Annotated in this window: 12 protein-coding genes; 1 reads left to right on the top strand and 11 read right to left on the bottom strand. The window is 74.2% G+C overall.

Annotation, left to right across the window (positions count from 1 at the left end; all coding sequences use genetic code 11):
* The first annotated feature begins 37 nt into the window (after positions 1-37).
* The gene (locus FXF65_RS28955; protein WP_342787593.1) at positions 38-829 is read left to right on the top strand and encodes a DUF1707 SHOCT-like domain-containing protein; all 792 of its coding nucleotides are present in this window, start codon (positions 38-40) and stop codon (positions 827-829) included.
* Positions 830-1,083: 254 nt separating this feature from the next.
* On the opposite strand, the gene FXF65_RS28950 is transcribed toward FXF65_RS28955, so the two are convergent.
* From FXF65_RS28950 to ftsW, 11 genes are all read right to left on the bottom strand, one after another.
* Positions 1,084-2,349, bottom strand: coding sequence for a hypothetical protein (locus tag FXF65_RS28950; protein WP_148353211.1), 1,266 nt, complete (start codon positions 2,347-2,349; stop codon positions 1,084-1,086).
* Between the two features lie 129 nt (positions 2,350-2,478).
* Positions 2,479-3,405 carry a DivIVA domain-containing protein gene (locus FXF65_RS28945; RefSeq protein ID WP_148353210.1) on the bottom strand — a complete coding sequence of 309 codons (927 nt, stop codon included), beginning with the start codon at positions 3,403-3,405 and terminating at the stop codon, positions 2,479-2,481.
* Between the two features lie 49 nt (positions 3,406-3,454).
* A complete protein-coding gene (locus FXF65_RS28940) occupies positions 3,455-3,739 on the bottom strand; it encodes a YggT family protein (protein WP_148353209.1) in 285 nt (94 codons plus the stop codon).
* A 21-nt stretch (positions 3,740-3,760) separates the two neighbouring features.
* On the bottom strand, positions 3,761-4,297 hold the full coding sequence (locus tag FXF65_RS28935; RefSeq protein ID WP_148353208.1) for a cell division protein SepF: 537 nt from the start codon (positions 4,295-4,297) through the stop codon (positions 3,761-3,763).
* Positions 4,298-4,401: 104 nt separating this feature from the next.
* Positions 4,402-5,127 (bottom strand): YggS family pyridoxal phosphate-dependent enzyme, encoded by a 726-nt coding sequence (locus tag FXF65_RS28930; RefSeq protein ID WP_148353207.1) that lies wholly within the window; start codon positions 5,125-5,127, stop codon positions 4,402-4,404.
* Entirely contained in the window at positions 5,124-5,846 is a 723-nt protein-coding gene (gene pgeF / locus FXF65_RS28925) for a peptidoglycan editing factor PgeF (protein WP_148353206.1), read from the bottom strand. The genes FXF65_RS28930 and pgeF overlap by 4 nt, the downstream gene beginning before the upstream one ends.
* Positions 5,843-7,315 (bottom strand): cell division protein FtsZ, encoded by a 1,473-nt coding sequence (ftsZ, locus tag FXF65_RS28920; protein ID WP_148353205.1) that lies wholly within the window; start codon positions 7,313-7,315, stop codon positions 5,843-5,845. Before ftsZ ends, pgeF begins: the two co-directional genes overlap by 4 nt.
* A gap of 497 nt (positions 7,316-7,812) precedes the next feature.
* A complete protein-coding gene (locus FXF65_RS28915; protein WP_148353204.1) occupies positions 7,813-8,550 on the bottom strand; it encodes a cell division protein FtsQ/DivIB in 738 nt (245 codons plus the stop codon).
* A 67-nt stretch (positions 8,551-8,617) separates the two neighbouring features.
* Entirely contained in the window at positions 8,618-10,027 is a 1,410-nt protein-coding gene (gene murC / locus FXF65_RS28910; protein ID WP_148353203.1) for a UDP-N-acetylmuramate--L-alanine ligase, read from the bottom strand.
* A complete protein-coding gene (murG, locus tag FXF65_RS28905) occupies positions 10,024-11,118 on the bottom strand; it encodes an undecaprenyldiphospho-muramoylpentapeptide beta-N-acetylglucosaminyltransferase (protein WP_148353202.1) in 1,095 nt (364 codons plus the stop codon). The genes murC and murG overlap by 4 nt, the downstream gene beginning before the upstream one ends.
* Before the next feature lie 39 nt (positions 11,119-11,157).
* Positions 11,158-12,411, bottom strand: coding sequence for a putative lipid II flippase FtsW (ftsW, locus tag FXF65_RS28900; protein ID WP_148353201.1), 1,254 nt, complete (start codon positions 12,409-12,411; stop codon positions 11,158-11,160).
* Position 12,412: the final 1 nt, after the last annotated feature.

Raw genomic sequence — 12,412 nt, 5'->3', positions numbered from 1 at the left:
GATTGTCGCGACACATCGCGTTTGCCATCATTGAGGGGTGAACCTTCCCGAGCAGCCTTCCGAGTCCGGAGTCCCCGCGCGGCCGGCGGCCGCCGGCATGCGCGCGTCGGACGCCGACCGGGACCGGGTCGCCGACCGCCTGCGCGAAGCCCTCGCCGAGGGACGCATCACCCCCGAGGAGCACGCCGAGCGCATCGACGCGGTCTACAACGCGAAGACGTACGCCGAACTGGAACCCGTCCTCAGCGACCTTCCGCCGGAGCACGAGGCGCGTCCCCGCGTGGACCTGCGCAAGGAGGAGGAGACCCTCGCGCCGCCCGCGCCGCAGTCGCCCAACCTCGTGGCGATCTTCAGCGGGGTCGAGCGCAAGGGCCGCTGGCTAGTCGAGCCCACCACCAACATCTCGTGCGTGTTCGGCGGCGCCGACCTCGACTTCCGGCAGGCCGTCCTCAGCCGGCACGAGGTGACCGTCAACATCACCTGCGTGTTCGGCGGCGTCAACCTGGTGGTGCCGCCCGGCGTCCGCGTCGTCGGATCCAACACGGCGATCTTCGGCGGCAACGACCTCCCGGAGGACGACACCACCGACCCGGACGCCCCCGTCATCCGCGTGACCGGGACGGTCCTGTTCGGCGGCGTCAGCGTCACCCGCCGCGCGATCGACGACAAGAAGCACCGCCGCGACCGCCACCGCGAGATCCACCAACTACACCGCGAACACCACCAGGAAATACGCGAACGCCGACGCGAACTACGCGACGACACCCGCGAGCGCCGCGACGAGCGTCGAGACCGCCTACGCGAACTACGCCGCGAGCGCAGGGGCTGAGGTGGTTTGCCCAGGGGAGCGCCCCCCTGGAACCCCCGTCACGAGCGAGGGGCCACCCGCAGGAACCCAAGCCGCCACCCGCAGGAACCTAAGCCGGGGCCACGGGGCGGGTGACCGTAGGCCGCCAAGGCCGGAGGTCGCCCGACCCGCCGAGCGAGGGGCCGTTTCCCGGGCCGCGAACGCGGAACGGGAAACGGCCCCTCGCGAGCAACGGGGGTTCCAGGGGGTCGCCCCCCTGGGCAAACACGGCCGGGTCAGTCGCGGGCGCGTTCGCGGTCGGGTTGGCAGACCAGGCAGGGGGTGCAGCCGCGGGACTTGGCCTCCGCGCGGGACAGCGACTCCAGGTCGTCGGCCTCGTCGCCGATGTCCTCGATGAGGGCGCAGTCGGTGCGGTGGTAGCGCTTGGTGCCGCTCAGGATGCGGACCTGAAGGTCGTCGCCCTCGGACTCGGCCGGGGCGGGGTCGGCGTCCTCGTGCGGGACGTCCGCGTCGCCGGAGTCGCGCGGCTGCGGGGCGGCGGGCTCGGACGGCGCTTCGGCGGCCGTCTCGGGCGCCGTCTCGGCGGGCGCGGAGGTCTCGGCGGCGGGCTCGTCCAGCGGCGCCGGTTCGGCCTCGGCGGGCGCTTCCGCGGCGGAGTCGTCCTCCGGCTCGGGCGCGGCGGGCTCGGGCCGCTCGGCGGGCCTCGGAGCCTCCTCGACGGGGGCCAGGCTCGCGACCGGCAGGTCGGTCAGGGTCGGGTTCACCGGAGCGCGCGGGGGCTCCGGCTCCGCGCGCGGGATCTCGGCCGTCGTGTCGAACGCGGTCGGCGCGGCATGCGGAGCGGGAGGGGAGGGCGGGGCGGGCGGCTTCTTCGCCAGGCCCACGAGGCCGCTGTCGGAGCGTGCCGTGCCGGGCTTCGGAGAAGGGGTCCCGTCCCCCGCCGCCCTGCTCGCGTCCGGGGACGCGGGTGCCGACGCCGCGGCGCGCGCCGCCAATGCGGTGTCGGGCAGGCAGGCGGTACAGGGGCTGAACCCCTCCTCCTTGGCCTCGGCGTAGGTGAGCTCCTCGGTCTCGCGTCCGGCGAGCTGGCGGCAGGTGTCGAGGTGGTAGCGCTTGCGCCCGCGCACGACGAACACCAGCGCGTCGTCGGGGACGTCGGCCGGCGGGGCGGGGACCTCCACCGCGTCGTCCGCGTCGGCCGCCGGGCCCCTGGCGTCGGGGACGCCCCGCGCGTTCGCCGCCGCGGCGGGCGGCCCGGCGGGAGGCACGGCCTTCCCGCCCTTGGCCCGCTTGGGCTTGTCGGCCTTGCGCGCCTTGCGGGAGGGCTGCGTGACCGCGCCCGTCCCGAAGAGCTCCTTGCGCCGCAGGAACACCCCGATGGTCAGGCACAGCGCGGACACGATGCTCACGGCGATCGATATGTAGATCACCACGAGCGCGTCGAGCCCGAACACCTGTGCGCTGTCTCCGTTGCCCGCGACGATCCCCGCCACCAGCAGGGCGATCGCCACGACCACTAGGACGCCACTCAGGATGATCACAGGGTCTCTCCCACTCGTTCAGGCCGCCGGCTCCCCAGCCGACCGGCCCCGGCCGCCTTCCCGCGCCGCGCGGACGGCGAGCACGCCGTCCGCGGCGATCGGGACACACTACCGTCCGGACGCGGGGCGTCAGCGCCTCTCGTGCGGCGGGTTGTCACCGCCGCCGCTGTGGAAGGCGCCGGTGGCCGAGTGCTGCACCTGCTGGGCGGCGTGCTCGGCCGGCGGCGGGAACGCGCCGGGCGCCGACGGGGCCGCGGCGCCCGCCGTGGCGGGACGGTTCTCGCCGTGCGGAAGGGCCTGCGGGCCGGTCTGCGGGGCGGTCTGCTGCGCCGGGGCGGGGGCCGCGCCGGGGACGGCGGCGAACGCGCCCGTCTCGGTGCTGCCCGCCTCCAGGTCGCGGAGCTGACCCTCCAGGTAGACCTTCAGACGGCTGCGGTACTCGCGCTCGAACGCGCGCAGGTTGTCGACCTCGCGCTCGAGCTCCTCGCGCTGCTGCACGAGCGAGCCCATGACCTGGCGGTGCCGCTCCTGCGCGTCGCGGTCGAGCGCCTCGGCGCGGGACCGGGCCTCGCTGACGATCTGGTCGGCCTGCCGGCGGGCCTTGCCGAGGATCTCCTCGGCCTCGCGGCGGGCGCGGCCGAGCGTCTCGTCGGCCTCCCGGCGGGCGTCGGCGATCGCCTGGTCGGCGGTCTGCTGCGCGAGCGCGAGGACGCGGGCCGCAGTGTCCATGTTGTCCTCGCCGGTGGGCGCGGAGGCCATGCCGAGGCCGCCGAGCACGGGCTCCGGCTCGGGCTGCGGCTGCGGCTCGGGGCGCGGCGGCTCGGGGATCTTCTGGACGTCCGGCTTCGGCTCGACGATCGGGGCGGCCATGGCGGGAACCTTGCCGCGCAGGCACTCGGCGAGCTTGGCCCGCAGCTCCTCGTTCTCCTGGATGAGGCGGTCCAGCTCCGCCTCGACCTCGTCGAGGAAGGCGTCCACCTCCTCCTCGTCGTAACCCGGCCTCAGTCGGGTGGTACTGAACTGCTTGTTCCGCACGTCGGCGGGTGTCAGCGGCATGTTCGTCTCCTTGGCGCGCTTGGAGTCTGTCCGGAAGGACGGTATCCGATCAGAGCCTCTGCACGAAGATGATCAAGACCCAGACCACAAGGATGAGCACGGTGAAGCTGAGGTCCAGCGCCACGTTACCCAGTCGTATGGGCGGGATGAAGCGCCTGAGGAATTTAAGCGGCGGATCGGTGACGGTATATGTCGCTTCCGCGATCACCAGCACCACGCCGCTCGGCTTCCACTGCCGGGCGAACGACTGCAGGACCTCCAGGATCAACCTCCCGATGAGGAACAGGAGGAAGAAGTACAGGATCGCCTGCAGCACGGTTCCAACGATGTTCACGGGTACTCTCGCATGTGGCTCTCAGCTCTGGTTGAAGAACCCTCGTTCCGCCATCCGGGCCTTGTCCTCCGCGGTCACCTCCACGTTCGCGGGCGACAGCAGGAACACCTTGTTCGTAACACGCTCGATGCTCCCATGGAGCCCGAACACGAGACCCGCCGCGAAGTCGACCAGACGCTTGGCGTCGCTGTCGACCATCTCGGTCAGGTTCATGATCACGGGCGTGCCCTCCCGGAAGTGCTCGCCGATGGTCCTCGCCTCGTTGTAGGTCCTTGGATGCAGCGTAGTGATGCGCGCAAGGTCGGTGGTACCGGACTCGTACAGCGAGACGGAGCGTCGCTCGATGGTGGACGTGGAGTGATGGTCGCGATCGCGGTCCGCGGTCTCGTCGGCTCGGGTAAGCTGACCGCCGGATTCGTCCTCGCGACGACGGCCCTGACCGGTGTCGGGCTCTTCGTCGTAGACCTCGTACTCGTCGTAGTCGCCGTACTTCTCGTCGTACCGGTCGTCCTCCACAAGGCCGAGGTACACCGCCATCTTGCGCATCGCGCTGGCCATACGCCCCTCCAGGTCCTGTGGTGGCGGCTGCGGGCGCGTCCGGCGCCGCCGGTGGACTGTCCGTCGTGGCGGCCCGCGTCAGGGCAGGCACCACTCGGGGGACATTACCTGACGATTGCCCGTCGGCCGCCGAGCAACGCCGTACCGACCCGCAGGTGTGTCGCGCCGCATGCGATCGCCTGTTCCAGATCGCCGCTCATACCCGCAGAGACGATCCGGGCGTCCGGATGGTTCCGCCGGATGTCCGCCGCGACCTCGGCGAGCCGGGCGAAGGCGGGCCGCGGGTCGGCGCCGAGCGGCGCGACGGCCATCACGCCGCCGAGTTCCAGCGCGTCCGCGGCGGCGATCTCGTCGGCGAGGCCGGGCGCGGCGTCCGGCGCGGCGCCGCCGCGGCCCTCCGCCGCCTCGGCGGGGTCGAGCGAGACCTGCACGAGACAACGGAGCGTTCGCCCGTCGCGGGCGGCGGCGTCGGACAGGGCGCGGACGAGCCTGGATCGGTCCACCGAGTGGATCACGTCGGCGTACCCGGCGACGGCGCGCGCCTTGTTGGTCTGGAGCCGTCCGACGAAATGCCAGGTGAGCGGGAGGTCGGCGCATTCGGCGGCCTTCGGGCGGGCCTCCTGGTCGCGGTTCTCGCCGACCTCCGTCACGCCGAGCCCGGCGAGCAGCCGCACGTCGGACGCCGGGAACGTCTTGGTCACCGCGATCAGCGTGAGCTCGGCGGCGTCCCGTCCGGCGGCGGCGCAGGCGGCGCCGATCCGGGCGCGGAGGGCGGCGAGGCCGTCCGCCAGCTCGGCCCGGCGCTCGTCCGGGGTGAGCGGAGCGGTCATCCGTTGAGCCAGACGAATCCGGCGAAGCGGCCGGTGCGGCCCTCGCGGCGGTAGGAGAAGAGGTCCGGGTCCTCGATGGTGCAGCGCGGGTCGACGCGCACCTCGGACACGCCCCCGGCGGCGAGCTGCTCGGCGACGCCCGCGCGGATGTCGAGGCCGGGCGTGCCCTTGGACGTGGTCGAGTACGCGGCGGGGACGGCGGCGGCGACCTCGTCCCGCATCCCGGCGGGCACCTCGTAGCAGGCGCCGCACGCGGCGGGGCCGATCGCGGCGGTCGTCCGCGCGGGGTCGGCGCCGTGCTCGACCATGGCCTTGAGCAGGGCGGGGACGACCCCGGCCGCCGTTCCGGGGCGGCCGGAGTGCGCGGCGCCGACGACCCCGGCGGCGGGGTCGGCGAGCAGGACGGGCGCGCAGTCGGCGACGAGGACGGCGAGGACGAGCCCCGGCACGGTCGTGACGACGGCGTCGACGGGGCCGGGGAGGTCGGGGGACGCGGCGAACGCGACGTCGGTGCCGTGCACCTGCCGCATGAAGACGGTGCGCAGGGGGTCGGCGCCGAGCAGGGCGGCGGCGCGGCGCCGGTTCTCCCGGACCGCGGCGGGGTCGTCGCCGACCGCGCCGCCCAGGTTGAGCGAGTCGTAGGGGGCGGTGCTCACGCCGCCGGCGCGGCCGGTGAAGGCGGCGCCGGCGCCGTCGCCCAGGGCGACGGCGGTGATCACTTCAGGAAGTCGGGGACGTCGAGGTCGTCGTCCTCGTCGAACACCACGGGACGGCGGCGCTGCCCGGAGGCGGCGGGCCCGCCGTCGTTCTCGCCCGCGTGCACGCGGGACGGGGACTGCTCGGACGCGGCGCGCGGCGCGGGGGCGCGCGAGCCGGAGTCGCCGCCGGGACCGGCGGGGTCGCCGGACGGGCCGGGCTGCGGCCCCGCGCCCTCCGGACGTGCGGATTCGTCGCGCCGGTCGCCCTTGCCGTGCGCGGGGCCGTGCGCGGGGCCCGGCGCGGGCGGCGGCGGGTTCTCCGGACGCGGCGGCGGGGCGGGCGCGGTGGGCTGCGGCGCGGCGGCGGCCTGCGCGACCGACTGGTGCGGCTGCTGCGGGACGGTCTGGTGCGCGCCGGAGTCGGACCGTCCGACCCGGCTCGGGATCGGGTTGGACGGCGCGCCGGCCCCGGCCGACGACGGCGCCGGGCGCGGCGGCGGTGGCAGCCGCTTCGCCTCCGGTTCGGGGGTCGGCTTGGCCGGACGCCCCTCGTCGAACCCGGCCGCGATCACGGTGACCCGGACCTCGTCGCCGAGCGCGTCGTCGATGACCGCGCCGAAGATGATGTTGGCGTCCGGCGCGGCCGCGTTCGAGACGAGCTGCGCGGCCTCGTTGATCTCGAACAGGCCGAGGTCGGAGCCGCCGGAGATGGACAGCAGCACGCCGTGCGCGCCGTCGATGCTCGCCTCCAGCAGCGGGCTGGAGATCGCCATCTCGGCGGCGGCGACCGAGCGGTCGTCGCCGCGCGCGGAGCCGATGCCCATGAGGGCCGAGCCGGCGCCGGACATGACGGACTTGACGTCGGCGAAGTCGAGGTTGATCAGGCCCGGCGTGGTGATCAGGTCGGTGATGCCCTGGACACCGGACAGGAGCACCTGGTCGGCGGCCTTGAAGGCGTCCAGCACGCTGACCTGCCGGTCGGAGATCGACAGCAGCCGGTCGTTCGGAATGACGATGAGGGTGTCGACCTCGTCGCGCAGCGTCTCTATGCCGGCCTCGGCCTGCATGGCGCGGCGCTTGCCCTCGAAGCTGAACGGGCGGGTGACCACGCCGATCGTGAGGGCGCCGAGCGAGCGCGCGATGTTGGCGACCACGGGCGCGCCGCCGGTGCCGGTGCCGCCGCCCTCCCCCGCGGTGACGAAGACCATGTCGGCGCCCTTGAGCACCTCTTCGATCTCCTCGCGGTGGTCTTCGGCGGCCTTGCGGCCGACGTCGGGGTTCGCCCCCGCGCCGAGGCCGCGGGTGAGCTCGCGGCCCACGTCCAGTTTCACGTCGGCGTCACTCATCAGCAGCGCCTGGGCGTCCGTGTTGATCGCGATGAACTCGACGCCCTTGAGTCCCTCTTCGATCATCCGGTTGACGGCGTTGACGCCGCCGCCGCCGATGCCGACGACCTTGATGACCGCGAGGTAATTCTGCGGTGCTGCCACGACGAGGGGCCTTTCCGCTCTCTCCGACCGCCCTGCCCGGTCTGCCGACCGTGCCGCCGCGGTGTTTCCTGACCTGTGTGCACTTCTGGGCCGCGCCCGGAGCGTGACCCGGTCGCGACGACCGGTCCCTCCCCGAACCCTCACCCTCAACTTGAGGCTTACAGTTATGTCAACCTGAGGACTGATACGGACAGTAGGGCGGCCTTACCGCCAGGGTCAACTAACCTCCCCCGAACTCCACCGGCGTGTCGCACTGGACACGGGTTTGCCCTGGTTGCCGAAGCCCGCCCGGGCGTTCCCGCACCGCTCACGCCGCCGTCGCCTCCCCTCGTCCGCGCCTCTGCCGCGCCGGCCCGCCCGATCGGGGCCGGTCGTTCCAGCGTGCCCCATCGGACGCCCGGAATCGCCCCGACACACGGGACGGGACCCGAGGCGATCCGCGGGCCGCCTCCGGCGATGACGCGCCGCGTCCGGACGGCCGCCCACCGCGCCCCCCGTCACCGGGTCTTGAGAATCTCGGGTGAGCTGACGTCCACCGAGCGGACGGCACGTCCCGCCGCGGTGCGCCACAGGGCGTCCAGCAGCCGGATCTTCTCTTCTGCCCGTTCCGCGCCGCCCCACACCACCGTCTGGCCGCCCGCCATCGTCAGCGTGACCGCGTCCGGGCCGGTCGCGGCGACCTCGCCGAGCCGCTCCCGCACGCGTTCCGGCAGGTCGGACAGCACGCTGAGGGCCGCGAGCGTCGCCCGGTCGGACGGCCCGGGCGACGCGACGGCCAGCACCGGAAGCCCGGACACCCGCGACTCGTCGTCGGCCACGACGACGCCGTGCCGGTCGATCCGGTAGTAGCGGCCGCCGCGCTCGTACACGGCGACGGGCACCCGCTCGCGGACGACGATGCGGACCGTCCCCGGCCACTGCCGCCGCACGTCCGCCGACTCGACCTCGCGCAGCCCCTCGACCCGCTCGGCGACCGCGCCGGTCTTGAGCCGCGCCATCGGCGTGCCGAGGTCGATCCCGGCCGCGCCGACGATCCGGTCGCGGGACGCGAGATGCTCCCCCGTCACCTCGACGTGCCGGACCACCAGCAGCCGCGAGCCGAGCAGCACCCACGTCACGAGGCCGAGCGCGCCGAGCACCAGCAGCGTGACGAAGATCGCCTTCCACCGGTTCGGGCGGGGGCGCCCGGCCGCCGGGGCGGCGGCGCCCGGTCGGCTCGTCCCGGTATCGGTCATGGCCTCAGCTTGGCAGCCGCGCCGCCGGACGCCGCCGACCGCGCGGGGCCCGGCGTGTCTCGCCAGGTCAGGCGTTCGCGAGCCGGTCGAGGATGAGTGGGCCGAGCTGCGTCACGTCCCCCGCGCCGAGCGTGATGACGACGTCGCCGGGCCGGGCGATGGACGCGGCGACGGCCGGGACCTCGTCGCGGACCGGCGCGTACACCGCGCGGGTGCCGCCCGGGACGGCGTCGGCGACGAGCGCGCCGGTGACGCCGGGCTCCGGGTCCTCGCGGGCGCCGTACACGTCGAGGACGACGGCGGCGTCCGCGAGCCCGAGCGCCGCGCCGAACTCGGCGGCGAAGAAGCGGGTGCGGCTGTACAGGTGGGGCTGGAAGACCGCGACGAGGCGGCCGCCGCCGTCCTTCCCGCGCAGGTAGTCGCGGGTGGCCTCCAGGTCGGCGGTCAGCTCGGTCGGGTGGTGGGCGTAGCTGTCGAAGACCTCGACGCCGCCCGCCTCGCCCTTGCGCTCCAGCCGCCGCATCGACCCGGTGAAGGACGCGAGGCCCGCGCGGACCGCGTCGAAGCCGTGGCCGAGCAGCCGCGCGACCGCGACGGCGGCGGTGGCGTTGTGGGCGTAGTGCCGTCCGGGGACCTCCAGGCGCACCTCGCCGAGGCCCTCGATCTCGAAGCGCGAGCCGAGGCCGCGCGGGGTGAACCCGGTGATCCGCAGGTCGGCGTCGGCCGCCTCGCCGTAGGTCAGCACGGTCAGGCCGCGCTCGCGGGCGGCGGCGGCGAGCTCGCGGGCGACGGGGTCGTCGGCGCCGGCGACCAGCGCGCCGCCCGGGACGACGCGCCCCACGAACGCGGCGAAGTTCTCCTTGACCTGCTCGAACGCGCCGTAGTTGTCGAGGTGGTCGGCCTCCACGTTGGTGACGACCGCGATCTGCGGGGAGTACCGCAGGAACGAGCCGTCGCTCTCGTCGGCCTCGGCGACGAACACGTCGTCGGAGCCCTCGTCGGCGCCGAGGCCGGTGGTGACGAGCTGGCCGCCGATGCAGTAGGACGGGTCGGCGCCCGCGTGCTGGAGCGCGACGGTGAGCATCGACGTCGTCGTCGTCTTGCCGTGGGTGCCCGCCACCGTCACCGCGCGCCGCCCGGCCATCAGCGCGGCCAGCGCCTCGGAACGGTGCAAAACGCGAAGTCCCCGCTCCCGCGCGGCGACGAGCTCCGGGTTCGAGTCGCGGATCGCGGTGGACACGACGACCGTGTCGGCGTCGCCGACGTGCGCGGCGTCGTGCCCGACGAAGACCTTCGCGCCGAGCTCGGCGAGCTGGGCGAGCAGCTCCGAGTCACGGGCGTCGCTGCCGGACACGGCGATGCCGCGGCGCAGCATGATCCGGGCGATCCCGGACATCCCCGCGCCCCCGATCGCGATGAAGTGGACCCGGCCGAGTTCGCCGGCGGGCACCGCGTCGCGGGGATCGATCAGGCTCATCGGGCGGCGCCCGCCGCGTGGACGACGTCGTACACCATCCGGGCGAGCGCGACGTCGGCGTCCCGGCGGCCCATCCGCCCGGCGGCCTCGGACATGGCCGCGACCCGGCCCGGGTCGGCGAGCACGGGCAGCAGGTGCCGGGCGATCCAGTCGGGCGACAGGTCGGCGTTGTCGACGAGCATCCCGCCGCCCCCCGCGACGATCGGCTCGGCGTTCAGCCGCTGCTCGCCGTTCCCGATCGGCAGCGGCACGTACACCGCGGGCAGCGCGACCGCGGCCAGCTCCGCGCAGGTCATCGCGCCCGCGCGGCACATGGCCATGTCGGCGGCGGCGTAGGCGAGGTCCATCCGGTCGCAGTAGGGGATCGTGACGTACTGCGGGCCGCCGGACGCGGGCTCGGGCTCCTCGGTGTTCTTCGGCCCGACGATGTGCAGCACCTGGATGCCCGCCTGCCGGAAGTACGGCGCGGCGGCCACCGCGGCCTGGTTCAGCGACCGGGCGCCCTGCGAGCCGCCGAAGATCAGCAGGGTGGGCAGGTCGGGCAGCAGGCCGAAGTAGGACCGCGCCTTGTCGCCCGTCGCGAGCCGGTCGAGCGTGGCGATGTCGCGGCGCAGCGGGATGCCGACGAAGGTCGCGTTCGGCAGCGGGGAGTCGGCGTGCGAGACGGCGACGTGCTCGGTGAACCGGGCGCCGAGCTTGTTGGCGAGGCCCGGCTTCGGGTTCGCCTCGTGGACGATGATCGGCACCTTGCGCTTGCGCGCGGCGAGGTACCCGGGGGTCGCGACGTAGCCGCCGAACCCGACCAGCACGTCCGCCCGCGCCTGGTCGAGGATGGCCGCCGCCGCGTTGATCGCCCCGCGCAGCCGGCCGGGGACCGACAGCAGTTGCGGGGTCAGCGTGCGGGGCAGCGGCACCGGTGGGATCAGCGCGAGCTCGTAGCCCCGCTGCGGGACGAGCCGGGTCTCCAGCCCCCGTTCCGTGCCGAGGCAGACGATCCCGGTGTTCGGGTCGTTGCGCCGCAGCGCGTCCGCGAGGGCCAGGGCGGGCTCGATGTGTCCGGCGGTGCCGCCGCCGGCCAGGACAACCCTCATGCTCGTTGACAACTCCTCAGCGTGTTCAGAAGGGGGGATTCAGCGCCGTGCCAGACCCAGCCAGCTTAGAGCCCTCACGACCGGTCCGGGGCCCCGTGCGGAGAGTGCCTGCCGCGCGCCGGGCTCGCGCTTGGCGAAGGCGAGCAGCATCCCGAGCGCGAACAGGCTCGGGATGAGCGCCGAGCCGCCGTAGGACACGAGCGGCAGCGGGATCCCCGTGATGGGCAGCACGCCGATGACGGCGCCGATGTTCACGACGGCCTGCACGACCAGCCAGGCGGTGGCCCCGGCGGCGGCGAGCCGGGTGAACGGGTCCTTCACCCGCCGGGCGATCCGCAGGCCCGCGTAGGCGAGCAGGCCGAACAGGCCGAGGACGACGAGCGTCCCGACCAGGCCGAACTCCTCCCCGACGATGGCGAAGATGAAGTCGGTCTCGGCGTGCGGGAGGAAGTCCCACTTGGCGCGGCCCTCGCCGAGGCCCGTCCCGAACAGCCCGCCGGACGCGACCGCGTACAGCCCCTGCGTGCCCTGGTAGTTGGTCGTGAGCTGGTTCCCGGACGGGTCGAGGAACCCGGTGAGGCGCTGCATCCGGTACGGCTCGACGACGATGAGGATCGACACGAGCAGGCACACCAGCCCGGCGATGCCGACGAACAGGCGTCCGGGCGCGCCGACGACCCACAGCAGGCCGAGGAAGATGGTGAGCAGGACGAGGGTCGTCCCGAGGTCGCTGCCCAGCATCACGAGCAGGACCAGCGCGCCCGCCCCCGGCATCAGCGGGACGAGCAGCGGCCGCCACTCGGTGAGCTGGCCGAGCCGCTCCTTGCGGGCGAGCAGGTCGGCGCCCCACAGCACGAGCGCGAGCTTCGCCAGCTCCGACGGCTGGATCTGCACCGGCCCGAGGTCGACCCAGCGGGTCGCGCCGCCCGCGCTGCGGCCGAGCCCGGGGATCAGGACCAGCCCGAGCGCGACGACCGACAGCAGCAGCAGGGGGTAGGCCAGCGCGCGGAACGTCTTCACCGGCAGCCGGGACGCGACCCACATCGCGGGCAGGCCGATCGCCATCCACACGGCCTGCTTCTGGAACAGCGTGTACGCCGACCCGGTCTCCTGGAGCTGCTTGACGCTGGACGCCGACAGCACCATCGTCAGCCCCAGCGCGAGCAGCATCACCGAGCAGCCCAGCACCAGGTAGTAGGACGTGAGGGGACGGTCGAGCAGCCCGACGGCGGCGACCACCTGCTCCCGCGGCCCCGGACGTCCGCCGCTCCCCTCCCCGGTCGCGGCGGCCACG

Origin of the sequence: Actinomadura syzygii, from assembly GCF_008085905.1 — a bacterium.
Taxonomy (GTDB): Bacteria; Actinomycetota; Actinomycetes; order Streptosporangiales; family Streptosporangiaceae; genus Spirillospora; species Spirillospora syzygii.
Note: the sequence above shows the minus strand (reverse complement) of the source record. Positions and strands in the feature narration are given on the sequence as shown.

Coding starts and splice junctions, on each gene's coding strand:
- FXF65_RS28945 (WP_148353210.1), bottom strand. CDS start 3,405: ATGCCGCTGACACCCGCCGACGTGCGGAACAAGCAGTTCAGTACCACC.
- murC (WP_148353203.1), bottom strand. CDS start 10,027: ATGAGCCTGATCGATCCCCGCGACGCGGTGCCCGCCGGCGAACTCGGC.
- FXF65_RS28915 (WP_148353204.1), bottom strand. CDS start 8,550: ATGACCGATACCGGGACGAGCCGACCGGGCGCCGCCGCCCCGGCGGCC.
- FXF65_RS28930 (WP_148353207.1), bottom strand. CDS start 5,127: ATGACCGCTCCGCTCACCCCGGACGAGCGCCGGGCCGAGCTGGCGGAC.
- murG (WP_148353202.1), bottom strand. CDS start 11,118: ATGAGGGTTGTCCTGGCCGGCGGCGGCACCGCCGGACACATCGAGCCC.
- FXF65_RS28935 (WP_148353208.1), bottom strand. CDS start 4,297: ATGGCCAGCGCGATGCGCAAGATGGCGGTGTACCTCGGCCTTGTGGAG.